This window comes from Neobacillus sp. PS3-12, assembly GCF_030915385.1.
GTDB lineage: Bacteria > Bacillota > Bacilli > Bacillales > Cytobacillaceae > JAEVLT01.
Map to the genome: position 1 here is coordinate 3,794,056 of NZ_CP133268.1, position 25,531 is coordinate 3,819,586.

A 25,531-nucleotide genomic window follows, 5' to 3' on the forward strand; every position below is an offset into this window, starting at 1 on the left:
TTATAATCCTCCAAAAGAAGAATCAGGTTTATTGGCCATCTTATAGGCTTCTGCTTCTGCATATGTCATGTGATAGGGGATACGCTCGGCATGCTTACTAACAGAATCTTTCCCTTGTTGGACAAAGCGCTTCGATTTGTTTGATCTACCCATTCGAATCCCTCCAATATTGAGCTTGTTCAGTCACAAGGGGCCACCTCGGTCCTTTGTGTTTGAAGAAGCATTACTGCTTCTATAATAGTATGCCCAGGAGAACCATAACCATTTAGGTAATCAATGTCACTTCACGAAAGATTCAAAAAGTCAGCCAAATAAACAGCAACTCCATCTTCTTCGTTGCTAAGCGTAACTTCATTGGCGATATTTTTAACTTGCTCAATTCCATTTCCCATTGCAATGCCGTGACCAGCATATTCAAGCATTTCTAAATCATTGTCCTCATCACCGAACGCGATGATTCTTTCTTTAGTGATACCATAATAATCTGCTGCTTTTTTCAAACCAACCGCTTTACTGAGTCCCCTTCTGATAATTTCAATGACATGCCACGGAGCTGCCCAGCTGCGGTGTTCAATAACTTCAGCGTGTGTTTCGGATAAGTGATTTCGAAGGGGTTTTAGTTGTTCTTCTTCTGTATGAATTAACAGGCTGGTTGGGGAATCATGTAAGTAATTAACTAAGTCGCCAGTTGTGATTCTTGGATTACCAAAGCCAAAGATATCCAAAAGTTTTTCATCATGATAATGAAAATAGACGTCATCCATAACTTCGGCAACAATATTATAAAATTGATAAGACCTGCAGGCATCCACAATGTCCTTGGCTACCTTAATATCAAGCGGGTAATGGTACGTTCCCCAGCTATGATCAAGTGGATGGTGAATAAAGGCACCATTAAAATTAACAATAGGGGTATCGAGTCCAAGCTCCCGATAATACAATTCACTTGAACGAAATGGTCTTCCAGTTGCGATCATCACAACATGTCCCATTTCTCTTGCTTTATTAAGTACCATCTTTGTTTTCGGTGAAATGGTTTTATCATCCTTTAACAAAGTTCCATCTAAATCCAATGCGATTAAATGTCGTTCAGCCATCAAGTCACCTTCTTCTTCATCGTTTAGTTTAAGTTGTTTTTTTAGAAAAATGTATCCGTAAGTGTTAAACTGTTCTATGGGTTTTATAAAAAGTGGAAAAAGGCATTTAATCTTTCTATAATAATTACTATGTTAACAATTTTATATCTATCCTGTAAAAAATTTCACTTCATGAAATTTTTACAGTTTATATAATTGAGGAGGAAATTCTTTGGTTGTTGTTGAGAAAGATAAAGTTGAAAATATTCCACTCCTCCATGTTGTTAAAGAAAGTGAAAAGCTTGAAAAGCTTCCGCTTGTCATTTTTATTCATGGCTTCAAAAGTGTGAAGGAACGTAATCTGCATTATGCTTACCTTTTGGCTGAGGCTGGGTTTCGGGTTGTCATGCCTGAGGTTCTTTACCATGGAGAAAGGGATCAGGGTTTGAATGAAAAAGAATTTTATATCCGTTTTTGGGAAATGGTACTAAATACCATAGATGAAATTAAGAGGCTAAAGGAATCTTATCTAAAAAAAGGTCTGATTGACTCGGAAAAGATTGGATTAGCCGGTACATCGATGGGCGGAATCGTTACTTTAGGTGCTTTAACCCAATATAAATGGATTAAGGCGGCCGTTAGCTTAATGGGAATGCCATCGTATGAGGAGTTTTCACTATGGCAGTTGGAACAGCTTAAAGCTCAGGGGCTTACCCTTCCGTTGACTGCGGAACAAATTGATGAGCAGTTAAGAATTCTTCGGGAATATGATCTTAGTCATCAGCCCGAAAAACTTGATAACAGGCCGTTATTATTCTGGCATGGAAGAAAAGACCCGCTTGTCCCTTACCCATTAACCCATCAATTTTTTGAAAAGGTAAAGCCCAACTATCAAGATGATCCAGAAAAAATTCGCTTTATCACAGACCAAAGAGCAGGTCATAATGTCAGCCTTGAGGGTGTTGAGGCAACTGTTGACTGGTTTATCCATTACTTACAATAAAGAAGGGTGAAATACACGATGAATGAAGAACTAAAAGAGAGTATCATGGGTGCACTTGAACTTGTAATTGACCCGGAGCTAGGAATTGATATTGTTAATTTAGGTTTAATTTATGATCTTAAAATGGATGACGAAGGAAATCTTACAGTCGATATGACTTTGACGGCAATGGGTTGCCCGCTTGCCGGCACGATCGTTGACCAAGTCAAAAGAGCATTAGCAGATATTCCTGAAGTTAAAGATACCGAAGTAAACATTGTGTGGAATCCGCCTTGGAACAAAGACATGATGTCAAGATATGCAAAAATTGCCCTTGGAATTAAATAATACAAATCACAAATGAAAAACAGCAGAAATCTGCTGTTTTTTTGTTTCATCACATTTTAGTCACAATGATCCTCAAGGTTTGTGAGTTTGCTCACTTTTTAAAAATATTAACACCATTATAATACAGATAATAAGGCTGTAGATATGAAAAGGCCGTTTTTAGGAGGCGTTTCACATGGTGTTTAGCCGTGATTTTAATAAAGATCCATTTATAGTCATTTGGGAATTAACAAGAGCATGTCAATTGAAGTGTTTACATTGTCGTGCAGATGCCCAATATCTTCGTGATCCTCGCGAATTAACATTTGAAGAAGGCAAAAATCTAATTGATCAAATGTACGATATGAATAATCCAATGCTCGTATTTACAGGGGGAGACCCGCTAATGAGGGAGGATGTATTTGATATCGCCAAATATGCTGTTGAAAAAGGTGTTCGTGTTTCGATGACACCGAGTGCAACTCCTAATGTAACAAAAGAAGCAATGGAAAAAGCAAAAAATGTTGGATTATCACGCTGGGCTTTTAGTCTTGACGGTCCAAGTGCTGAAATTCATGACCATTTCCGCGGTACAGCTGGTTCGTTTGATTTAACTTTAGAAAGAATCAAATACCTACATGAACTTGAGATTCCTGTTCAAATCAATACCGTTATTTCTCGTTATAATATCGATTATTTAGATGAAATGGCTAAAATGGTAGAAGATTTACAATGCGTTTTATGGAGTGTATTTTTCCTAGTTCCAACAGGCCGCGGCCAGGAATCCGATATGATCTCACCTATGCAGCATGAGCAAGTTTTTAGATGGCTTTATGATCTAAGTAAACGAGTGCCTTTTGACATTAAAACAACAGAAGCACAGCATTACCGCCGCGTTGTCATTCAGCAGAAAATGCGGGAGGCAAAAGACCAGACTCAAGAAATTAACTATTTAAATACTTTAACAGAGCAAGGATTAACAGGCTCCATTGATGGGCTTGGCAGAGCACCGAAGGGTGTAAACGATGGAAATGGATTTGTATTTATCTCTCATATAGGTGATGTTTATCCTAGCGGTCTATTACCAGTTAAAGCTGGAAATGTTCGTGAAACGTCACTTGCGGATATTTACAGGAATTCTCCTATTTTCACAGCATTAAGGAACCCTGATGAATTTAAAGGCAAATGCGGTGTTTGCGAATTCCGCTATGTCTGCGGCGGTTCCCGATCAAGAGCATATGCAATGACAGGGGATTATCTCGAAAGTGAACCATTCTGTGTCTACATCCCAAAAGCTTTAAGAGGAAAACAAGAGGTGTAAGCAAAAAGGGACGGTTGCCGTCCCTTTACTTAAGTTCACCTATTCAATGCTGCAGAAAACAGCTGGACAATTTTCACAGCCTATTTCGGTTTTTAAGTATTGTAAATCCAAAATCGTAATTTTCCCCTTTTTAACAGAAATAATATTATCTCTCTTCAGATCACTTAAAATTCGGTTCGTACTCTCCCTTGATGTTCCACAAAAATTCGCTAATTCTTGATTCGTTAACGGTAAATCAATTAAAATCCCATTTTTTTGTTGTACTCCATAACTGTTTGACATACGTATAAGAGTAGAAAATAATGCTCCTCTTTTCCCGTTTAAAACTAGATCACGGAATTTTGTTTGCGTTTTACGGAAATGGTCACTCATCCATTTCATAAATTCAAAAGCCAGTGTGCTATTTTGGAAGATTTCATTTTCAAGTAGGTCCTTACGAATCGCTACAATTTCTCCATCTTCAATAACTTTAGCGCTTAATAAATATTTAGGGTTATCGGTAAATAATGTTAACTCACCACAAATGTCATTTTCACCGCAAATTCGTAATGAAAGCTCACGGCCATCAGCAGTAATCTTACTGATTTGTACTCTGCCGGATAGAATAATATAAAGTTCTTTTGCTTCCATTCCTTCTTGAAATAAAAATGTCCCTTTTTCACATTTGAATGTACGATCTGCGAATTGCAGCAGTTCTTTTATTTCAATTGACTGGGTTGGTTTAATTGGTGTTAACATTTGTCTCCCCCTTGTTCATAAATGATTTATGTTATCTGCCAATGAGTGATATTTTATGATACGATTAATGTACTATTTTATTGTAGCTCAAGATTGGATGTATAAAAGAAGTAAACAATGACAATATAGTGAAAACTTATCTAAAAAATGTTATTCTCTTTTGGAAATGTGACAATCTTAACATCTAAACTAAGATAAATAAATTAAAATTAACAGTTCTATTGGGTATTCGTGAATGTGAAAATTACAGGCAGAAAGTGAAATAAATAACAGTATTTTTGTAAGCTTATTGGTAAAATTGAACTATATTCGCTTTTAAAATAATGGAGTTGATCAGATTGAACGGTACCATAATCACAGATACATTAAATCGACCATTACACGACTTAAGGATCTCCGTTATTGATCGCTGTAATTTTCGCTGCCAATATTGTATGCCGGCTGATAAATTTGGGTCAGATTTTCAATTCTTGCCGAAAACTGCACTATTAACCTACGAAGAAATCGAACGCACAGCTAAAATTTTTGTTGGGTTAGGAGTAAGAAAGATCAGGCTAACAGGGGGAGAGCCATTACTTAGAACTGATTTGCCTTTACTTGTGAAAATGCTTTCGTCAATCGAAGACTTGGAGGATATTGGACTCACGACGAACGGCGTCCTTCTTCCGAAGCTTGCGGAGGACTTGAAGAACGCTGGATTAAAAAGAGTCAATATAAGCCTAGACAGTTTAAATGATGAGCTGTTTGGCAAAATTAACGGTCGTAAGATTGGTACAAAACCTGTTCTTGATGGGATTGAAGCAGCAAAGAAGGCTGGCTTAGGCATAAAAATTAATATGGTTGTTAAAAAAGGTTTAAATGATTCGGAAATCATACCGATGGCTGAGTTTTGTAAGAATGAAGGCCTGCAGCTTCGCTTTATTGAATATATGGATGTTGGCTCGACAAATGGCTGGAAGATGGATGATGTTGTTACCAAAAAAGAGATCTTTAACATTCTAAATCAGCATTATGAACTTGAAGCGGTGGACCCTGCTTATTTTGGAGAGGTAGCAAAAAGATATCATTATAAAGATTCAAAAGTCGATGTCGGCTTTATTACTTCTGTGTCTGAATCATTTTGTAGCAGTTGTACGCGAGCGCGTTTATCTGCAAACGGGCAAATTTTCACTTGTTTGTTCAATGGAAATGGCCACGATATCCGTAATATCATGAGAAATGGTGCATCTGATGAACAGCTTCGCCAAAGGATCATTGATATTTGGAAGGGAAGAACAGATCGGTATTCTGACGAGAGAACGGCCGAAACCAATAAAAATCGAAAGAAAATTGAAATGTCTTATATAGGCGGCTAATAAAAAAACTCTCTAATTTAGAGAGTTTTTTCATTAAGTAATCCTTATTTAATATATCGAGGGAAGAGAATGTTATTTTCAAGGTGTACATGCATAAAAGTGTCTGCTTCAAGCATTTCTAGACGCTGATAGACAAGAGTATACGTTCCGCATGCATCAAAAGGTAAAGCAAAATCAGAAGTAATTATGCGAAGCTCCTTCAAAATAGCTCCTGCGGCATCGTGCTCTTTTTCTAATTCAATGATCATGTTAATGGCTTCTTCAGTGTTTTCAACTTCATTTGCAGCTAATTTTTTGATTAATGGAAAAACAATTTCTTCCTCTTTTGCTGTATGTTCAATCATTTCTTTTTTAAATTCATAAAATAGTTCATTCACTTTTAGGAGCTCCGGATGATGTTCTCCATGTACCCGAGATACCTTTGTCACATATGGGCTGAGGAGGGAAAGCTCCTCGATAAGCGGACGGTGGTAGTGCGAAATAACGTGATCAATGATTGTATTTGAATCTGAATCAGTCCATACTTCAACGTTTGTCTCTTCCGGAATTGATCTTTTCGATGACTACGTTTAATTCTGAAATTAATAAATCCAGCTCCACATCACTTTCTGTTGCAGCTTGTTCGATAGGGATATTCCCTCCGCAGCAAAAATCAATTCGATGTTTTTTAAAGACATCGCTGGACTTAGGAAACTCATTTACTATATCTTTAACTAAGGTATTATTTGTAATTGTATAATTCACCTGTAATTCCTCCTCAGTAGTAGGTTTACATATAGCATATAGGATGGAGGAGAAAAAAATGGTGACGAGCATCACACACTTATTATGATTTTTCTTTATAATTAGTGTTAATATATTACAATGATTTTTAAGCGAAATATATGGCAATTATGAAAATACATATATGTACTTACGTGTTTTAGGAGCTGATAAGAATGTTTGAAAGAAGAACACCGATTTCAATAGCGGAAGCTGTACAAAAAATAATGGAGCACCAATGCAGTGGAGAAACTGAATTGGTTTCAATTGATGAAAGTTTTGGACGTTTTCTTTCGGAAGATTTAACGGCAACTTGTGATGTTCCCCATTTTAACCGTGCTCCGTATGATGGATTTGCGATAAGATCCATTGATTCCAGTCCTGCATCGTTAAATCATCCAGTTGAATTTGAGGTTATTGATCATATCGGGGCTGGAATGGTTTCAAAAAAAGTGCTGAAAGACAAAGAGGCTGTGCGCATCATGACAGGTGCTATGATGCCAGAAGGCTCTGATGCAGTAGTGATGTTTGAAGTCGCACAATCCTCCGAAAAAAACGGCAAACCTTATATGACGATAAAACGCAGTGTTAAGGCAGGAGAAAATGTTTCTTTTATCGGTGAAGATGCCAAGGAAGGCGAAGTACTTGTAAAAAAAGGAACCTTGATTAATCCAGGAATACAAGCCATGCTTGCTACTTTTGGGTATGCTCATGTGCCTGTTGCCAGAAAACCTGTTATTGGTTTATTTGCTACTGGAACAGAACTTTTAGAAGTAAATGAACCAATAGTTCCCGGGAAAATTCGCAATAGTAATTCACATATGATTGCAGCACAAATAGGGCGTGCCGGAGGAATTGTCAACTACCTAGGAAAGCTACCTGATGAATTTGATACATGTTTTAATGCGGTTAAAGACGCCCTGGAAACGGTTGATTTATTAATGACAACTGGGGGAGTTTCGGTTGGCGATTTTGATTACCTTCCTGAAATCTATGAAAAACTTGGAGCGGAAGTTTTATTTAATAAAGTTGCGATGCGTCCAGGAAGTGTGACAACGGTAGCTGAATATAAAGGAAAACTCTTGTTTGGGCTTTCAGGAAATCCTTCTGCATGTTATGTAGGATTTGAATTATTTGCGAGGCCAATCATCAGGAGAATGTTATGTTCGGAAAAGCCTCATTTACGTAAGGAAAAAGCCATTTTGGATACCAATTTTCCAAAGGCAAATCCTTTCACCAGATTTGTTAGAAGCAGATATACATTTGCAGATGGAAAATTGCAAGTTTCACCGAGCGGATTGGATAAATCCAATATTATTATGAGCCTTTCAGGTGCCAACTCGTTAATGATCCTTCCTGGAGGGACAAGAGGGTATGAATCGGGAACAGAAGTAGACGTTTTATTGCTTGAAGACCAGGAGGGTAGTGTTTGGCCTTGGTAAAGCCATTAATTTTTCAAATTGTTGGCTATAAAAATAGTGGGAAAACCACCGTCATGTCAAAGCTAATTAACAGGTTAAAAGCTGATCATCTAAATGTGGTCGCTATTAAACATCATGGCCATGGAGGTAAACCTAAGACACCTGAAAATAAAGATTCAACGAATCATCTTGAATCGGGTGCCCTTGCTTCAATAGTAGAAGGTGATGGCGGTCTTTTATTACAGGCAGAGAAGACGTTGTGGACATTGGAAGAAAAAATCCAATTAGCCTCCTTTTTTAAACCCGATGTAATTTTAATCGAAGGGCATAAAAACGAGCAGTATCCCAAATTAGTGTTATTAAGGGGAAAAGAGGATCTTGAATTACTACAATTGCGTAATGTTCAAATCATTATGCTTTGGGAGGAGATCCCCAAAGAAGATTCCTTTAAAAAAATCCCATCGTTATATTTAAACGATACAAATGCAATTGATTGGACGAAGGATTACTTGAAAAAACAATTATAAAAAAATTCCATCAAAATTGGTACAATTGACAAAAATGTGACTATCATCACTCCCTTTTTATAAAAATTGGTATATAATGTTTTTAGGGGATATTATGTTTGTTGACATATTTGGTACAAGTGAGTATTGGAAATACTCGAATCTCCGTTAGATTCTCGAATATTTCCAACTCCTTGGGCCATTCTATTTATGAATAAAACGTTACAATTCAGAAGGCGGATGCCTTCTTTTTATTTTACTGTGACAAGTTTCACTTTCCTTCCAAGTATGCTGACTTATAGTTAGGGTAGCTGGAGAGGAAGTGATCAAAGTGAAGTTATTCTTACCAAAACAACATGGTGCTTGGGCAATGGTTATTGTTCCATTTTGGCTGGGGGCAATCGAAGGTGGTTTTGTTTGGCAGCATATACCATTTTTTATTGGCTGGCTTTTACTATATTTAGCAACATATCCGATGCTATTGTTATTTAAAAAGAAAAAGATCCCTTTTTATACAAAGTGGACATTCTATTATATGGTCCCAGCAGTTTTATTATTGCTATTTCCGCTTTTTAAAAATTTTGCCATTATCTATTTTGGTTTATTAATGATTCCCTTTTTTATCATAAATGCATTTTATTCTGCAAAAAATAAAGAACGAGCTCTGATGAATGATTTTAGCGCAATTTTTGCTTTTTCCTTTGCCAGCTTGGCAAGTAGTTTTCTGGGGGTAGGAAAAGTTACCCCGATGGCTTTCTTTGTTTTCTCTTCATCGGTACTATTCTTCGTAGGATGTACCTTTTATGTGAAAACAATGATAAGAGAAAGGAAAAATGTCCAATATAAATGGCTTTCCTGGATTTATCACATTGCTGTACCCATACTTTGGCTTTTCCTGGGATATTGGATTGCAGCGATCGCTTATGTACCAAGCCTCCTCCGAGCAATTGGTTTTTACGGAAAACCTTTATCAACCAAACAAGTGGGAATATATGAAATTGTTAATGCAGCGATATTCTTTATAATTGTTGCGATTCAACTAGTTGTCAACTAAAAAAGCTCGAGCAGATCGCTCGAGCTTTTTTAGTTAATCTGACAAATCTCAGCAGGACAATTTTCACAATCAATTTCGATGCGAAGGTAATTGAGATCATGGATTGTGATTGTCCCTTTATCAACAGAAATAATGTCTTCTTTGCGCAATTCACTAAGAAGGCGATTGACCACTTCCCGTGATGTCCCACAAAAATTAGCCAATTCCTGATTCGTTAATGGAACGGTAATTAAAATCCCAGCATTTGTTTTTGTTCCATAACTATTGGCAATTCGAATTAATGTTGAATAAAGTGCCCCTTTTTTTCCATTGAGGACTAAATCGCGAAATTTTGCCTGTGTTTTGCGGAATTCGAGTCCCATCCATTTCATAAATTCTGCGGCAAGAACATGATCTTTTGAGAGTTTTTCTTCAAGGAGATCTTTCATGATGATGGAAACTTCTCCGCTTTCTGTTACTCGTCCACTTAATAAATATTTTTTAGCTGGACAAAATAATTCAAGTTCACAGATCATATCACCGCCCTTACACATGCGGATTGTAAGCTCTCTCCCATCGGGAATTATCTTGCTGACTTGGACCATTCCACTATGGAGTATATATAATTCATTTGCAAGGGAACCTTCCTGAAAAAGGAAAGAACCTTTTTCGACTTTTTTTGTATGATGAACCAATTCAAACAGTTCTTGCAGTGCGGTTGGAACTTTATCGATTGACTGCATATTATAACCACCTTCAAAGGAGATCGGTGCTTCAATTTTTGAAAATTGTGATTAATAAATGATTACACTGTAATTATAGTGTTTATAATGGACAGATTTCAATCATATCCACTATTATTTCATATTTTCGTCATAAATTGTATACTTTTTACATGCATTTTAGGTAAATACATACAAAAGGTTAGAAAAGTTCCATTCATGAAACCACATCATAAACGAAATAATAATCGTGTAAAGGTAAAGGAGGAATAGGAATGGGACAAAATCGGCAATTTGGTGCAGGGAAAAAAGCACCTAACAATGGGATCTATATCGAAGTTGGCGAGACGGGAAGCAATATAAACAACCCGCAAAAAATCAAGCTTAAAGCAGGAGAAGCATTCCCTGAAAACTCCAACCATAATCGTAAGTGGACTTACAAGAGAAAGCCTTAAAATAGAAAGAGAAAAGTCATCCTGCGGATGGCTTTTCTTTCATTTTTTATTGGTTTATAATAAAGATAAAGGTCAAAAATGGTCAAATGAGAGGTGAAAAAATGATGGACTTAAATCAAATGACAGAACGATTGCAGAACGGATTTGTGGATGCGCAATCACTGGCAGTCAAGTCAAATCATCAACAAGTTGATGAACCACATTTGTTCCTGTCGCTTATGAATCAAGAGGATAGTTTGATTAACACCATACTAACTAGGATAGACATCCCATTACAAAAAATGGAGGATGATTTTAAACAAGAACTAGCTAAAATTCCTCAGGTAAGCGGTGCAGGAGCTGATCAAGGATCATTATATATAAGTATGCGATTGCAACGGATGATGGTAAAAGCAGAAGAAATAGAAAAAAGTTTCGCAGATGAATATTTATCTGTTGAGCATGTACTGTTAGCAGCTGTGTACATGAAAGATTCTATTCTCTCTAAGGCTTTAACCACTTTCAAAAAAAGTGAGGCGCAATTTTTACAAGTAATAAAAGAAATAAGGGGGAATCAAAAAGTGACATCCCAAAACCCTGAGGCAACATATGAAGTTTTAAAAAAATATGGCAGAGACTTAGTAGCAGAGGTAAAAGCAGGTAAAGTTGATCCTGTCATTGGCAGAGACACGGAAATAAGGCATGTGATTCGAATTTTATCGCGGAAAACGAAAAACAATCCTGTACTTATTGGCGAGCCTGGCGTGGGGAAAACGGCGATTGTCGAAGGACTGGCCCAGCGGATTGTCAGAAAAGATGTACCAGAAGGATTGAAAGATAAAACTGTTTTTTCATTAGATATTGGCTCGCTGATTGCTGGGGCAAAGTTCCGTGGTGAATTTGAAGAGCGATTAAAAGCAGTTCTTAATGAAGTGAAAAAAAGTGAAGGCCGAATTTTACTTTTCATTGATGAGCTTCATACGATTGTCGGTGCAGGAAAAACCGAAGGGGCAATGGATGCAGGGAATATGCTAAAACCAATGCTGGCCCGTGGCGAACTTCATTGCATTGGTGCCACAACATTGGATGAATATCGCAAGTATATAGAAAAGGATCCTGCACTTGAACGAAGATTTCAGCATGTTCTTGTTCAAGAGCCGGACGTAGAGGATACCATTTCGATTTTACGTGGTTTAAAGGAAAGATTTGAAGTCCATCATGGTGTCAAAATTCATGATCGGGCACTGGTGGCAGCTGCAACACTTTCTGACCGTTATATCACCGACCGATTTCTTCCGGATAAAGCAATCGATCTTGTCGATGAAGCCTGTGCCTTAATTCGTACGGAAATTGATTCCATGCCAACTGAGCTCGATGAGGTTACCCGCAGAGTGATGCAACTAGAGATTGAAGAGGCTGCATTAACAAAGGAACAAGATGAAGTAAGTAAACAAAGATTATTAGTACTGACGAAAGAATTAGCAAACCTAAAAGAACAAGCAGATCAGATGAAGGCACAATGGATGCAAGAAAAAGAAGTCATCCAAAAATTAAGCGGAAAACGGGAAGAAATTGAGAAACTCCGCCGAGATTTACAAAAGGCTGAAGATGATTATGATTTAAATCGTGCGGCAGAATTACGGCATGGCAAAATTCCTCTTGCGGAGAAGGAATTAAAGGAATTAGAAGAAAAAACAGCGTTGCAAAGTGAAAATAGACTCTTGCGTGAAGAAGTTACCGAAGAGGAAATTTCCAATATCGTAGCAAGATGGACAGGCATACCGCTGGCAAGACTCGTGGAGGGCGAACGTGAAAAACTGCTGAAATTGGAAAGTCTCTTGCATGAGCGTGTTATTGGACAGGATGAGGCAGTCGAATTGGTAACAGATGCCGTATTACGAGCACGAGCAGGGATTAAAGATCCGAATCGTCCAATTGGCTCATTTCTTTTCCTAGGACCAACCGGCGTGGGTAAAACGGAATTAGCCAAGGCATTAGCAGAAGCACTGTTTGATAGTGAGGAACAAATGATTCGAATTGATATGTCCGAATATATGGAGAAACATACAGTATCTAGGCTAATTGGAGCTCCTCCCGGTTATGTGGGTTACGAAGAAGGTGGGCAGTTGACGGAAGCGATAAGGAGAAGACCATACTCCGTTATTCTCATGGATGAGATCGAAAAGGCCCATTCAGAAGTGTTTAATATTTTATTACAGGTGCTGGATGATGGCCGTATTACCGATTCACACGGAAGAACAGTCGACTTTAAAAATACCGTCATTATCATGACCTCTAATATTGGCTCGCAAACATTGCTTGAAAGGCCCAGGAAGTGAGATCGATGAACAAACAAGAAGCAGTGTGTTAAATCAACTAAGGGCCCATTTCCGTCCGGAATTTTTAAACCGAGTCGATGAAACGATTTTATTCAAGCCGTTAACAGTTGTGGAAATAAAAGATATCGTGGTTAAGCTGATCAAAGAATTACAGCAAAGGCTTAATGAACAGCAAATTGAAATCTCGTTGTCAGAAGAAGCGAATGAGTTTATTGCGGTTAATGGATTTGATCCGATCTATGGAGCAAGACCGTTAAAACGATATATTCAAAGAAATCTCGAGACAAAGCTTGCTCGGGAAATCATCGCTGGCAACATTCATGATCATTCCAAAGTCAATATTACCATTGGAAATGGGGAATTGAAGATACATTCAATGCTATAATTTTGAATAAGCTGTGTTAAAGGAGTTTGTTGATTTTTTAGCTAATAGGAAATTATAAATTTTTTATCAAAATTTATAATTTCCTATGTCGCATAAGTGCAACTATGCCTCTGTCTTCGCCCTTAGGGGCTCGCCAATCGGCAAGTTTTCTTTAAACTGTAGCGGAAATCAACAGCCGAATTTAACATAGCTATGAATAAAATGAAAAAAGGTCATCCTGCCATAAAGCAGGACGACCTTTCTAAAAATCAGTGCTTCTCAGCAGGTTCATTTGGAATAAGCGCTGAAATTGCATATACCATCACAACAAGTACTACAGTTAAGATGGTTCCCATTTTAAAATCATATGTAGTTCCAATCATGGAACTAACAACGTAAGTCAACATTTGCACAAGTAGGAAGCCCCAAAACAAAGACCAAAAATATCGCACTTTTTTTCACCTCTTACCTATTATAATCCTATTTTAATCTTATCATATGCCCCCAAAAAATAGAAACGAAAAATGAGAATTTTGACATTTTAATGAATTTGTACTCGAATCTAGGCACAAATCCCATTCACTTTAGATAAAACAACATAAAATAAGTTGAGGAAAACTGGCAAAAGGAGTTTAATCATGGAGAACCGGAATTTTCAGCTTGATAATGAGTGGAATATTATACATTACCCTGAAAAACCAACCGGGTTTGGCATCTTGATATTAGGTGATGAACGACATTTTGTTGATGCTAAAAATAGCTTTTGGTTACAGAATGAGGGAAAGCTGTCGATTATTAATAAATTTAAAGAATCAGGATACACAATATTTTCCTCTAATCTTTATGGACGGAATTGGGGTAGTGATAAAGCTTTTGACCTGGCAGCTAGATTGTATCAATATGTGATAAGAACGGAAATTTTAAATACTAAAATTCATATTTTTGCAGAAGGTATGGGAGCACTAACGGCCATTCAGTTAATGAAGAGAATGACTGGGCAAATAAGATCAGTGGTTTTTCTAAACCCTATACTTTCACTGAAAATTCATCTTGAACAAGAAAAAGAGCATAAATTTTTTTTAAAAAAGCTTTCCAAAGAATTGGAGACTGCCTATCAATGCAGCTTCAAACAATTAGAAGAAAAAGTTCTTACTCAGAATGAAGAGTTTCCGTATGATCACCATATACCAATAAAAATGATTCATGTTCTGTCTGGAGGAAGAGCCTATAACCAAACCAAGTTTAATCTATCTCTCATCAAGCATGAGGTAGAAAGTCATAAAATTGAATCCAGTTTAATCCTTCCAGAAAAAAAACAGCAGATTGGGGCAATGATTGTTAAATTTTTTAACCGCCATGAGAAGATTTTGTAAACTTCTCAGCTGAAATAATTCCTAATGAATCTGCATAGGATTCATTAGGAAATATAATGGGGGGTACTAAATTGGACAAGGTTTGTATTTTGGGAGTTTATCAATTTATCGGATTTCATCTTTGTAAAAGGTTTCTCGAAAATGGTTTCTCTGTTGAGGGATTTCATTTTGATACCGAAGGTGATTTGCTTTTGGAAGAAAAAAGACTGGAAGTGGGACGCAATGCTAATTTTAATGAAAAATCATTTCCAGTTGTTGGGGAAAATATTGAGACAGAGGTTACGATTATTCCAATTTATGATTGGTTTATGACATATAAAGAGTTGAAAAGGCCCTTTTCGGGAATTATTCAAAATGCTCCAAAAACAAACTTTGTATTCCTGTTACCGATTCAACTTTTAACCGATAGTCAGGATGAAGGAATGGATGAGATCAGGAATTTTATTGCTCAAACCAAAAATATGGCTCAGACTATTCAATATTTTTATTTGCCAACCATTTTTGGCCCGTGGCAGCCAAGTTCATTCCTATTTCAAAATGAGCTATTAAATCAGTTTCATCAAACGAACGAATCATTGGAAATCAGAGAGTGGCCGTTTGATGCCATCTATATTGATGATCTTCTGACTCCTCTGATTGAAAGAATTGAATCAGCTGAACCAGGAAGCTTTCTATTGGAAAGTGGTATACCTAAAAGCTGGGAACTTTGTACGGAGATTTTACAACTGGATAAAAGCTTAGGAAAAGTTTTTGAGGATGTTAAGTTTAAAGTTGATGATGGGATATCGAAAATAACGCTTAAGGAAGTTACTCCCTATCAGGAAGCATTGATGACCCAGAAAGAACATGTATCGTTTATGAATAAGATGATGGACCTTTCATAGGAGCTTTCCATTTATCTGTGATAAGTTTAAAATAGAAGTGCTAATCTAAAATATTTACGTAATAAAAGGAGATCAAGTAATGAATACACCAGATAAATCCATGGAATTTATGCAAATTGCCATGAAGTACTTCCCACAGGCTAAGGAACAATTAGACAAAGCAGGAGTTGAATTATCATTTGATGTGATTCAACCGTTCATGGAATTATTTACAAAAGTTATGCAAGAAGCATATGAACTTGGCAGGGAAGAAGCACTCAAAGAAGTAAAACAGGATTAGCTGGCTGTAAGTCTGGCCCGTTGGAGCGCTGGAGGTGCATTCGGGAATGCATCTCCAGGGATTCCAAATACATAATGAGAAGGTAGACTGTTTATTAGAATGGCTTTAGGAGTGTTTTGACCCCATATAATTCTACGAGGATATGAATCTTCATAAACTATTTTTTTATTTCCGTTATAAATGAAAGAATCACCCATATACATCCGCAATTACTTCATTTTATTTTTCAATTTCTTAAAATTAGTGACTTAGCTTTATTCAATAGAAGAACATTGAAGGATGCTGAGGCACAGCAGTCCATTCTCTCAACATTTCAAGAGCTACTAATATCAATTTATCTTGGTCATTAATCAATTTGGTTCATAAGGTTTCAAAGTATTTATATACCACAAAAGTAGTATAGATAATTACTAATTAGTAGTATAGGTAAAAAGTAATAAAAATTTTCCGAAAATTATTCTGAATATTATTGACGATTGGTTCAAGAGATGATAATTTATATCTATAAGGTGTTCTTTATAAAGAACTTTAAAAAAATAAAGATTTGAAATAGTAATTAGGTTTTGTCGATATAGAAAGTAAGTTTGAAAATTTTTGTATAAGGAATGGGAAATGTCAGGTTCCTTTTGTTAACTATACCTTTAATGTTCTATTTATAGAACATTCGTTGTGATGCATTTTATATATTTTACGGGGGAAAATCATGAGCGCAATAGCCGGTATTTATCATTTAAATAACGAACCAATCAATCTTGAACACGGAAATCGAATAATGAAAGCTTTGGAAAAGTTCCCTGCTGACGATGTTCAAATTTGGAATAATGATAAAGTTTTCCTCGGCTGCCATGCTCAGTGGATTACACCCGAGTCACTCGGCGAGAAGCTTCCTTATTATGACCATGAAAGACGGTTGGCAATCACCGCTGATGCGATCATAGATAACCGAGACGAATTGTTTGAGAGATTGCAAATAGATCGAGACCGTCGAAAAAAGATAACCGATAGTGAGCTCATATTACTAGCTTATCATAAATGGGGAGAGGATAGCCCGAAGTATCTCGTGGGAGATTTTGCGTTTATGATTTGGGATGAGAGAAAGCAGAAGATGTTTGGGGCCAGGGACTTCTCTGGATCTAGGACAATTTACTTTTTTCAGAGTAATCAAAAGTACGTTTGTTGTACAACCATTGAGCCTCTTCTTAGACTCCCATATATAGAAAAAAAGTTAAATCAACAATGGATTGCTGAATTTTTGGCTAATCCCGGAATGTTTGATTCGGTAGATACATCTTCTACTGTTTACAAAGACATACGACAATTACCCCCCTCCCACTCTATAACAGTTGCGGGAAAAAATATAACTTTATCAAGATATTGTAAACTTCCTGAAGGAGACACCTTACGTTTAAGGTCTAACTCGGAGTATGAAGAAGTTTTTCGTGATGTATTTCAGACAGCAGTTAATGCCAGATTGCGTACTCACAGACAAGTGGGTTCTCATCTCAGTGGTGGCCTAGATTCTGGGTCTGTTGTAAGTCTCGCATCAAGGGCTTTACTAAAAGAAAATAAAAAATTACATACGTATAGTTATGTACCAGTTGAAGGATTTGAGGATTGGACTCCACAAAGCAGGGTTGCAAACGAAAAACCATTTATAGAATCAACTGTAAAATATGTAGGGAATATAAATGCTGAATATTTAGATTTTGAAGGGATGAGTCCACTTTCAGTAGTTGATGAATGGTTGGAATTTCTGGAAATGCCTTATAAGTTTTTTGAGAATACTTTTTGGCTAAAAGGTATTTATGAAAAAGCTAATCAGCAAGGCGTGGGTGTCCTATTAAATGGGCAAAGAGGCAATTGGACCATATCATGGGGTCCTGCAATTGAGTATCAAGTGATGCTGTTGAAAAAATGGCAATTGATTCGATGCTTTCGTGAAATAAGTTTATACAGCAAAAACTTGGAAGTTAAAAAATCGCGAATCATTGATGTAGTTAGGAAAAAGGCTTTTTCATCATTAACTCAGTTGTTTGCATCTAATAATGCCAACAATTTCCCACTACTAATCAACCCTGAATTTTCTAGAAGTATGAGAGTTAATGAAAAGTTAGAGGAATATGGGGTGGATATTACCGGAAGTAAACTGCCAAATTGGTATGAAACCAGAATAAAGCAATTTGAAGATCCATTTTATTGGAATATAACTGGTACATATGGTGCCAAACTATCTCTACCTTATTCAGTCTGGGATAGAGACCCAACAAATGATCTTCGGGTTGTTCGGTTATGTCTTTCGATTCCTGAAGATCAATTTGTTCAAAATGGCATGGATAGAGCAATGATTCGAAGAATAACAAAAAATCTTTTGCCCGATAAGGTAAGGTTGAACTTTAGGACAAGAGGTGCACAAGGCGCAGACGGAATTTACCGTATGGCTCCAAATTGGAAGACATTTATTGCTGAGCTTGACCGATTAACCAATGATTCACTAGTTTCTGATTATCTTAATGTAGATGTACTGAAGAAGGCAATTTCAAGGTTTAGGGAGATACCTTCTCCTGAATATATATATGATCCTGATTTTAAAATTTTAATGAGAAGCTTAATTTTTTATAGATTTATGAAAAAATTTGCTTGAAGGGAGGTGACAGTATGAAGAAAGATTGGAATACTCCAGAACTAGAAGTTCTTAATGTTAATATGACTATGGCTGGACCAGGTCATAAGATGCCGGACTCTGTTCAACCAGATCCAGATGATCCAGTTAAATATAGCTAATTAACCAAATGAAGTTGACTTCCCTTATACAATAAAGTATAAGGGCGGTCTTAATTAATTTTTCATTTTTGGAGTGAGAACATGATCCGAACGAAAAAGTCTTTCGCCTACATTGGTTTTGGAATGGATATAGTCAGTGAAATCCGTCTACCCGAATTAACTCGAGTTGGGTTTTTATCTGAAAGCCCAGATGTGAGGATTGAAATTAATGACCTAACCAAAGATTGGTATAAATTTGATTCTGAAACTCGAAAAAAATTTGTAGTAGAAAAAGGAAAAGTTATGTTTGAGGTACCTAATACGGCGATTTTTTTAATAACAGAAGGACAAAAAATTGTTGTTTCTCCGATGATAGAGGCTGAGGAGGACAAAATTCGGCTTTATATTCTAGGGACATGTATGGGTGCAATATTAATACAGAAGAGAATACTGCCACTACATGGAAGTGCACTTGCTATCAATGGAAAGGCGTATGCTTTTATTGGTGATTCAGGTGCGGGAAAATCAACCCTTGCTGCAGCATTGATTAAAAAAGGTTATGCCCTTATGAGTGACGATGTGATTCCAGTAAGTTTATCGAAGGAAAATGTACCTTTTGTGACCTCTACCTATCCTCAACAAAAGCTCTGGCAACAAAGTCTAAATCATTTTGGGATAGATACGGATCAGTTTCGTTCATTATTTGAAAGAGAAACAAAATTTGTAGTACCAGTTAATGCTAATTTCTCTTCAGAACCATTACAACTTGCGGGTGTGTTTGAATTAGTTATTTCAAATGACGAAGATGTGATTATTGAAAAAATTGAAGGCCTTGAACGATTTCGTACACTATATAACCATACTTTTCGAAACTTTTTAATCTCACGTTTAGGGTTAGAAGATTGGCATTTTTTGGAGTCATCACGTATTTTGAATCAAATCAACGTGTACAAATTACAGCGCACTCAGCAGGGATTTACGGTAAATCATTTAGTAGATCTCATTTTAGATAATTTGAAAAGGGAGGAAGGCAAATGATTCATACATCATCTGAAATCTTACTTAAAACAACGGTCGTACAATGCGAAGGAAATATAGCGAGTGATATGAATGGAGAAAAAGTGTTACTCAACGTTCGAAAGGGAAAATATTTTAACTTAGGTACAACCGGTGGAGAAATATGGGGGTTAATTAAATCACCAATCAAAGTAAATAAACTGGTAGATGTCGTAGTTGCTGAATTTGAGGTGGAAAAGAACATATGTGAACTTCAAGTACTATCTTTTCTAAATCAATTGTATAAAGAAGATTTGGTGAAAAGAATTGATTAAAGATTAGTATTTTCAGAGGGTGGATGTTTAATGCTCGTTGTAAAGAAAATGATGAGTTTTTTTACTCTGGATACCAAAAGAAAACTTTTATTAATAGAAGCTGGATTCTATTTAGCATTGGCAAGAATTCTTAAGGCGTTGCCTTTTTCGAGAGTATCTCCTCTTTTAGGAAAATATATGGAGGAAACTTCTAAAGATTACAAACAAACTGATTGTCCAATTTTGTGGAATATATCAGATGCGATTGATCTAGTAAGTAAACATACTATGTGGGAAAGCAAATGTCTTGTAAGAGCGATGGCAGCCATGAAAATGCTAGAAAGACGTAAAATTGAAAGTACCCTTTATTTAGGTACTGGAAAAGATGAAAATGGAAGTTTAATTGCTCATGCATGGTTACGGAGTGGTCCCTTTTATATCACAGGTGGGGAAGAAAAGAATAGGTTTGTAATTGTTGGGAAATTTGCGAAACAAATAAATGAAAAATCGTAAGAGGAGTAAATCATGAATAATGAACTTTATATTAATTTAGACGAATTTCCTAATGAATTGCAATTACTACTTTTTATCCTAAAAAACAAAATGGATGATCATTCTATCGGGTTATGTAAGGAGCAATATAAGAACATTGATTGGAATTTATTCCTCGTTCTTGTGAAACATCATCGAGTCACTCCCTTGATTTATACAAAGTTAAAAAGTATTAATCAAAGTTTTATTCCTCTATTCATTATTCAAACATTATTCCAAGATTACCAGAAAAATATTTTTAACATGCTTCATTTAAGTGGTGAAGCAGAAATATTGGCTAATACTTTTAGCGATAATCAGATACGCACCCTTTTTTTGAAAGGACCAGTACTTGGTTCTGATCTTTATGGTGATATTTCCTTACGCATGTCTTCAGATTTGGATCTTTTAATACCAATCAGTGATTTGAATAAAGCCGAAAATATCCTGCTATCTCTCGGATACATTAAAGATGATTATATCGAAACAGTGTTAAATGATTGGAAATGGAGACATCATCATATTACTTTTTTTCATCCTGAAAGAAAGATTAAGGTGGAAGTGCATTGGCGACTTAATCCAGGGCCTGGAAAGGAACAAAAATTTAATGAAATGTGGGATAGAAAACGGGTTAGCTCTTTAACAAGTCGACCTGTTTATATGTTGGGATTAGAAGATTTGTTTTTATTTCTAGTTTCCCACGGTGCACGGCATGGGTGGTCACGTCTACGTTGGTTGGTAGATATCAACCAGCTAATCAATAAAGAATTTGATTGGATAAAGTCAATACATTTACTAGAAAAGAGCCAATTAGTACAAATTGGGGGTCAGGCAAGTATTCTTGCTTCTCAATTATTAGGTACAAATATACCTATTGAGTTTAATAATTTGATCAAGAATAAGAAATACCAGCAGTTAGCACTCGAAGCTGTGTTTTATATAAAGCAAATGGTTAACCTGCACACACCAACAGTCCCAGAAGAAATATCAGACTATCATAAACGGCATTTATTTTCATTAATGTCAATGGAACAAAAAGTTGTCTTTATCCTTAGCTTTCTTTATCCTTACCCAGAAGATGCGGAGTTTTTACCATTGCCAAAATCACTACACTTGTTATATTTTCCCTTACGTCCCTTTATTTTGATTAGTCGAAAATTAAAAAAACGTGCAATAGCTAGGAGGGCGTAAACAGATGGAACAAGTTTTTTATTATATTAAAAGACTGCATACATATTCAGGGAAAATTCTTTATTTTAATTTAATAGGAATGGCAATAGTTAGTTTTATAGAAGGTATGGGGATATTTTTATTGATCCCCATGTTAAATTACAGTGGCATATTTCATGTTGCGACGGGTGAAAATCGGTTTATAAAATATCTCAATTATATTGATTTATTGCCAAAAACATTTGTCCTCATATTTATATTAGGATTTTATATTTTACTAGTTACAGTTCAAAACTTGGTACAGAGAAAATTATCAATTAGAAATGTGAAAATTACAAATGGATTTGTCCGCCAGCTAAGATTGGAGACATATAGCGGTTTACTTAAAGCTAGTTGGGGGTTCTACACAAAAGAAAGAAAAGCAGACCTGATAAATATAATGACATTAGAACTTGCACGAGTTGCAGGTGGGATTAATCAGTTCTTAGTATTTTTAACCTCAATAGTTTTTACTTTAATACAAATCATTATTGCTTTTTGTCTATCAGCTCAACTAACGATATTTGTATTGTTTTTTGGTTGTATACTTGGGTTTTTCTCTAAGAAATTTATTAAGCAATCAAAAACATTAGGAAACAAGACGTCTTTGTTAGCACAAGAGTATCTTGCAGGTATTACGGATCAACTTAATGGAATAAAGGATATTAAAAGTAATATGTTGGAAGAATCACGATTAAATTGGCTGCAGTCCGTAACTAAAGGGATGATTGAAGAACAAATTGAGTACATCCAATTAAAATCGTCATCTCAAATATTTTATAAAATTTCATCAGCTAGTTTAATCGCCATTTTTATTTTTATTTATGTCACGATATTCAAGGTTCAGCCAGAACAGTTTTTACTTATTTTACTTATTTTTTCCCGACTGTGGCCCAGAATTACAGATATTCAATCTTGTTTAGAGCAAATTGCTTCTTCCGTTCCAGCATTTAAATCTTTGATTGATTTAAATTCCAAAACAAATAAAGCATTAGAAAGTTCAGAGTTTAATAATGGAAATGTTCAGTCCCTTACTATAGAAGATAGTTTGGAATGCAGAGGTGTATATTTTCGTTATACTCAAAACGAAAATATATATGCCCTGAAAAATATATATTTAAAAATACCTGCAAACAGAATGACTGCGATAGTTGGACCTTCTGGTGCAGGTAAAAGTACATTAATTGATTTATTAATGGGGTTAAATAAATCGGAAAATGGTGAAGTACTAATTGATGGAATATTGTTATCAAATGAAAACTTATTATCTTTGAGACGGTCTGTTAGCTATGTTTCCCAAGAACCCTTTTTATTCAATGCTAGTATTCGAGAAAATCTACTTTTGATCCAACCAAATTCAAATGAAGAAGAATTATGGAAAGCATTAGATTTTTCATCAGCTGCAGAATTTGTAAGAAAACTTCCTATGGGAATTGATACAATTGTCGGTGACAGAGGAATCCGATTATCAGGAGGAGAACGGCAGCGACTTGTAATTGCACGCGCAATATTAAGAAAACCCTCTATTCTAGTCCTTGATGAGGCAACAAGTGCACTTGATACAGATAATGAGTCTAAAATTCAAGAGTCACTTGAAAGGTTAAAAGGGCAAATGACAATTATTGTGATCGCCCACCGTTTATCAACTATTCGGAATGCAGACCAGGTCATTGTATTAGACCAAGGTAAAATTATCCAACAAGGCGGCTTTAAACAGCTGGCTAATGAACAAAAAGGTATGTTTAACCATTTATTAAAAAAACAAATGGAGGTTAGTGTTTAAGTTTCTCTCTTTCCAAAATTTAATGAAAAATTAATCTATTAAGTTTCTTTTTAACGTTGACATGTTCTATATAAAGAACTAAAATTAGTGATATAGTGTACGTTATAATCGTTTTATTGATAAATTTGTAAAAATTAGGTGAATTTACGACAGAAAGTTAAAGTGGAAGCTATTTTTTTTCACCGCACGTTCTTTATTTAGAACATATTAGAAGTACTAATAATGTCTAACGAAAAGGTGGTTTCATGAATCAATTTGAACAAAATTTTGAAAAGAGAAAAGCCAAGGAAATTAATTTAAACGAAATATATAAGGTAATTAAAAAGCGAATTGGGCTTGTATTCATTCTGACCATTATAGCTGCTGTCGTAGGATACCTACAAGATCATGTTACTATTACTCCACTGTATCAAACATCTTCAAGAGTCATAATTGGTGCCGATGATCAAGCAAGAACAACCTTACAGGTTATTGTGAAGGACCCAACCATTTTAGATAAAGTTGTTCAACAATTAAAATTACCAATGACTTCAGATGCCTTGGCCAATGAGATTACGGTTGCAAGCATCGAAAGTTCACAGGTTGTAAGTATAACAGTTGTTAATAAGGATCCAAAATTAGCTGCTCAAATCGCAAATACAACTGCTAGTGTTTTCAAAGATGAGGTACCCAATATTGTAGGTAAAGATTATGTTCGTCTTTTATCAGATGCTAAAGTAAACCCAGTTCCAATTAACCCAAAAAAGAATAATAAAATTTATATGTATACGATTGTTGGATTCGTTCTAGGAATTGGATTAGCATTTTTACTAGACTCATTGGATAACACGTTAAGATCTGAGATAGAAATTGAGAGGCTGCTAGGGCTTAATGTGCTGGGGAAGGTATCTAAAATGAACAAAAGAAATGTTAAAAAGAAAAAGTCGAAACTCAATGTAAATGTAAGAGGTGAGACAATTGATTATAAGTAATCTAATTAGAAACAAAAGAGATTTAATTACTCGCTCACATCCTGAATCCATTATTTCAGAACAATTTCGGATGATCCATACAAATATTAAATTTTCTGTTGATGAACAAAATGGAAAGATTTTTTTAATTACCTCACCTTCCACAGCTGATGGAAAATCGACTATAGCAGCAAATTTAGCGGTTTCAGTTGCGCAACAAAAGAAAAAAGTTCTTTTGATAGATGCCAATCTTAGAAATCCAGTACTTCATACTATTTTCAATATACCTAATACAGAAGGAATTACGGACGTACTTAAAGGTTTGGCCAATTTGGAAGAAACTGTTCATCATACTGAAATAGGAAGACTTGATGTTTTATCAGGTGGAAAGACCTCAGTAAATCCTGTTGAGCTATTGGGATCAAGCAGGATGGAGGAATTATTAAAATTTGCTTTAAAAAAATACGATGTTGTCTTAATTGACTCATATTCAGTTATCGGCTTAACCGATACACAACTTTTGGCCCCCCTTTGTGATGGAGTGATTTTGGTTATGCAAAATGGCAAAACCCGACTTGAAAAAGCTTTTGAGGCAAAAAAAGTGTTGGAATTTGCAAAGGCAAAACTTATGGGTGTTATTTTAAATGAGAGCTAAAATTATTTTTTTTAAGATAAATGTTCTTTATTAAGAACCGTTTAGACTTTTAAAAAGAAAATTTGGTAATGTCTCCTTACCGTTATCAATGGAGGCACTCGGCCATGCTGTGGGTGGAGACACCTTAGACGCCAGTCGTCAAGAGTGTGGTGTGAGGACGGGTTAGATGCCCGATTTATTAAAAAGCTTTCTTATGTGGGTCTTAAAAAAGAACATGTAAGAAAATTTTTTAAAGGAGAGATTATTTTGAAGAGTATTGACCAGTATCCAAAATCGATTAAAAAAGCCATTCGCTATATCAAACAAGAGGCAAAAAAGGAGGAGCTGAAAGAGATTCAAATGCTGATCGAAAGAGCGATCGAAATAAGGTCTTTAAGGGTGGAGTAGGTATTTTGAATTAAATAAGATAAGGAGGG

Annotated in this window: 28 protein-coding genes and 1 pseudogene; 22 read left to right on the forward strand and 7 right to left on the reverse strand. The window is 35.8% G+C overall.

What is annotated here, in order from left to right; genetic code table 11:
* Entirely contained in the window at positions 1-153 is a 153-nt protein-coding gene (locus tag RCG17_RS19245; RefSeq protein ID WP_308171697.1) for a hypothetical protein, read from the reverse strand.
* A gap of 131 nt (positions 154-284) precedes the next feature.
* Complete coding sequence (locus RCG17_RS19250; protein WP_308171698.1) at positions 285-1,097, reverse strand: Cof-type HAD-IIB family hydrolase; 813 nt, start codon at positions 1,095-1,097, stop codon at positions 285-287.
* Between the two features lie 211 nt (positions 1,098-1,308).
* On the opposite strand from RCG17_RS19250, the gene RCG17_RS19255 reads away from it, so the two are divergent.
* The 3 genes from RCG17_RS19255 (at position 1,309) to RCG17_RS19265 (ending at position 3,706) form a co-directional block, all read left to right on the forward strand.
* Entirely contained in the window at positions 1,309-2,079 is a 771-nt protein-coding gene (locus RCG17_RS19255) for an alpha/beta fold hydrolase (protein WP_308171699.1), read from the forward strand.
* An 18-nt stretch (positions 2,080-2,097) separates the two neighbouring features.
* On the forward strand, positions 2,098-2,406 hold the full coding sequence (locus tag RCG17_RS19260) for a metal-sulfur cluster assembly factor (RefSeq protein WP_308171700.1): 309 nt from the start codon (positions 2,098-2,100) through the stop codon (positions 2,404-2,406).
* Between the two features lie 175 nt (positions 2,407-2,581).
* Positions 2,582-3,706 carry a TIGR04053 family radical SAM/SPASM domain-containing protein gene (locus RCG17_RS19265; RefSeq protein WP_308171701.1) on the forward strand — a complete coding sequence of 375 codons (1,125 nt, stop codon included), beginning with the start codon at positions 2,582-2,584 and terminating at the stop codon, positions 3,704-3,706.
* Positions 3,707-3,745: 39 nt separating this feature from the next.
* On the opposite strand, the gene RCG17_RS19270 is transcribed toward RCG17_RS19265, so the two are convergent.
* Complete coding sequence (locus RCG17_RS19270; protein ID WP_308171702.1) at positions 3,746-4,444, reverse strand: Crp/Fnr family transcriptional regulator; 699 nt, start codon at positions 4,442-4,444, stop codon at positions 3,746-3,748.
* Positions 4,445-4,767: 323 nt separating this feature from the next.
* Between RCG17_RS19270 and moaA the strand changes: the two genes are divergently transcribed.
* Complete coding sequence (gene moaA / locus RCG17_RS19275) at positions 4,768-5,799, forward strand: GTP 3',8-cyclase MoaA (RefSeq protein WP_374120847.1); 1,032 nt, start codon at positions 4,768-4,770, stop codon at positions 5,797-5,799.
* A 44-nt stretch (positions 5,800-5,843) separates the two neighbouring features.
* On the opposite strand, the gene RCG17_RS19280 is transcribed toward moaA, so the two are convergent.
* Positions 5,844-6,347 carry a hemerythrin domain-containing protein gene (locus RCG17_RS19280; RefSeq protein ID WP_308175889.1) on the reverse strand — a complete coding sequence of 168 codons (504 nt, stop codon included), beginning with the start codon at positions 6,345-6,347 and terminating at the stop codon, positions 5,844-5,846.
* Positions 6,325-6,543, reverse strand: a complete 219-nt coding sequence (locus tag RCG17_RS19285) for a DUF542 domain-containing protein (RefSeq protein ID WP_308171704.1) — start codon at positions 6,541-6,543, stop codon at positions 6,325-6,327. The genes RCG17_RS19280 and RCG17_RS19285 overlap by 23 nt, the downstream gene beginning before the upstream one ends.
* A gap of 194 nt (positions 6,544-6,737) precedes the next feature.
* Between RCG17_RS19285 and glp the strand changes: the two genes are divergently transcribed.
* The 3 genes from glp to RCG17_RS19300 all read left to right on the forward strand — a co-directional run bounded on the left by glp (position 6,738) and on the right by RCG17_RS19300 (position 9,542).
* Positions 6,738-8,003 carry a molybdopterin molybdotransferase MoeA gene (gene glp / locus RCG17_RS19290; protein WP_308171705.1) on the forward strand — a complete coding sequence of 422 codons (1,266 nt, stop codon included), beginning with the start codon at positions 6,738-6,740 and terminating at the stop codon, positions 8,001-8,003.
* Positions 7,991-8,509 (forward strand): molybdopterin-guanine dinucleotide biosynthesis protein B, encoded by a 519-nt coding sequence (gene mobB / locus RCG17_RS19295; RefSeq protein WP_308171706.1) that lies wholly within the window; start codon positions 7,991-7,993, stop codon positions 8,507-8,509. Before glp ends, mobB begins: the two co-directional genes overlap by 13 nt.
* Positions 8,510-8,819: 310 nt before the next feature.
* Positions 8,820-9,542, forward strand: a complete 723-nt coding sequence (locus RCG17_RS19300) for a YwiC-like family protein (protein WP_308171707.1) — start codon at positions 8,820-8,822, stop codon at positions 9,540-9,542.
* A gap of 29 nt (positions 9,543-9,571) precedes the next feature.
* On the opposite strand, the gene RCG17_RS19305 is transcribed toward RCG17_RS19300, so the two are convergent.
* The gene (locus RCG17_RS19305) at positions 9,572-10,264 is read right to left on the reverse strand and encodes a Crp/Fnr family transcriptional regulator (RefSeq protein ID WP_308171708.1); all 693 of its coding nucleotides are present in this window, start codon (positions 10,262-10,264) and stop codon (positions 9,572-9,574) included.
* Between the two features lie 254 nt (positions 10,265-10,518).
* Between RCG17_RS19305 and RCG17_RS19310 the strand changes: the two genes are divergently transcribed.
* Positions 10,519-10,698, forward strand: coding sequence for a YjzC family protein (locus RCG17_RS19310; protein ID WP_308171709.1), 180 nt, complete (start codon positions 10,519-10,521; stop codon positions 10,696-10,698).
* A gap of 104 nt (positions 10,699-10,802) precedes the next feature.
* Positions 10,803-13,401: pseudogene (gene clpB, locus RCG17_RS19315) on the forward strand (ATP-dependent chaperone ClpB).
* Positions 13,402-13,649: 248 nt separating this feature from the next.
* On the opposite strand, the gene RCG17_RS19320 reads toward clpB, so the two are convergent.
* Positions 13,650-13,832, reverse strand: a complete 183-nt coding sequence (locus tag RCG17_RS19320) for a YjzD family protein (protein WP_308171710.1) — start codon at positions 13,830-13,832, stop codon at positions 13,650-13,652.
* Between the two features lie 186 nt (positions 13,833-14,018).
* Here RCG17_RS19320 and RCG17_RS19325 point away from each other — a divergent pair, with 186 nt between their 5' ends.
* From RCG17_RS19325 to RCG17_RS19385, 13 genes are all read left to right on the forward strand, one after another.
* Positions 14,019-14,753 carry a lipase family protein gene (locus RCG17_RS19325; RefSeq protein WP_308171711.1) on the forward strand — a complete coding sequence of 245 codons (735 nt, stop codon included), beginning with the start codon at positions 14,019-14,021 and terminating at the stop codon, positions 14,751-14,753.
* A gap of 71 nt (positions 14,754-14,824) precedes the next feature.
* Positions 14,825-15,637 carry a hypothetical protein gene (locus RCG17_RS19330; protein WP_308171712.1) on the forward strand — a complete coding sequence of 271 codons (813 nt, stop codon included), beginning with the start codon at positions 14,825-14,827 and terminating at the stop codon, positions 15,635-15,637.
* Between the two features lie 79 nt (positions 15,638-15,716).
* The gene (locus RCG17_RS19335; RefSeq protein ID WP_308171713.1) at positions 15,717-15,917 is read left to right on the forward strand and encodes a ComZ family protein; all 201 of its coding nucleotides are present in this window, start codon (positions 15,717-15,719) and stop codon (positions 15,915-15,917) included.
* A gap of 703 nt (positions 15,918-16,620) precedes the next feature.
* Positions 16,621-18,558, forward strand: a complete 1,938-nt coding sequence (locus RCG17_RS19340; protein ID WP_308171714.1) for an asparagine synthase-related protein — start codon at positions 16,621-16,623, stop codon at positions 18,556-18,558.
* Positions 18,559-18,572: 14 nt separating this feature from the next.
* Complete coding sequence (locus RCG17_RS19345) at positions 18,573-18,698, forward strand: paeninodin family lasso peptide (protein ID WP_308171715.1); 126 nt, start codon at positions 18,573-18,575, stop codon at positions 18,696-18,698.
* Positions 18,699-18,779: 81 nt separating this feature from the next.
* Positions 18,780-19,715 (forward strand): aldolase, encoded by a 936-nt coding sequence (locus tag RCG17_RS19350; protein WP_308171716.1) that lies wholly within the window; start codon positions 18,780-18,782, stop codon positions 19,713-19,715.
* Positions 19,712-20,008 carry a lasso peptide biosynthesis PqqD family chaperone gene (locus RCG17_RS19355; RefSeq protein ID WP_308171717.1) on the forward strand — a complete coding sequence of 99 codons (297 nt, stop codon included), beginning with the start codon at positions 19,712-19,714 and terminating at the stop codon, positions 20,006-20,008. The genes RCG17_RS19350 and RCG17_RS19355 overlap by 4 nt, the downstream gene beginning before the upstream one ends.
* A 30-nt stretch (positions 20,009-20,038) precedes the next feature.
* Positions 20,039-20,500: a lasso peptide biosynthesis B2 protein gene (locus tag RCG17_RS19360; RefSeq protein ID WP_308171718.1), complete on the forward strand. Its 462-nt coding sequence runs from the start codon at positions 20,039-20,041 to the stop codon at positions 20,498-20,500.
* A gap of 12 nt (positions 20,501-20,512) precedes the next feature.
* Complete coding sequence (locus RCG17_RS19365) at positions 20,513-21,709, forward strand: nucleotidyltransferase domain-containing protein (RefSeq protein ID WP_308171719.1); 1,197 nt, start codon at positions 20,513-20,515, stop codon at positions 21,707-21,709.
* Between the two features lie 4 nt (positions 21,710-21,713).
* Positions 21,714-23,510: an ABC transporter ATP-binding protein gene (locus RCG17_RS19370; protein WP_308171720.1), complete on the forward strand. Its 1,797-nt coding sequence runs from the start codon at positions 21,714-21,716 to the stop codon at positions 23,508-23,510.
* Positions 23,511-23,755: 245 nt separating this feature from the next.
* Entirely contained in the window at positions 23,756-24,481 is a 726-nt protein-coding gene (locus RCG17_RS19375) for a YveK family protein (protein ID WP_308171721.1), read from the forward strand.
* On the forward strand, positions 24,459-25,115 hold the full coding sequence (locus RCG17_RS19380) for a CpsD/CapB family tyrosine-protein kinase (protein WP_374120848.1): 657 nt from the start codon (positions 24,459-24,461) through the stop codon (positions 25,113-25,115). The genes RCG17_RS19375 and RCG17_RS19380 overlap by 23 nt, the downstream gene beginning before the upstream one ends.
* 246 nt (positions 25,116-25,361) lie before the next feature.
* On the forward strand, positions 25,362-25,502 hold the full coding sequence (locus RCG17_RS19385) for a hypothetical protein (RefSeq protein ID WP_308171723.1): 141 nt from the start codon (positions 25,362-25,364) through the stop codon (positions 25,500-25,502).
* Positions 25,503-25,531: the final 29 nt, after the last annotated feature.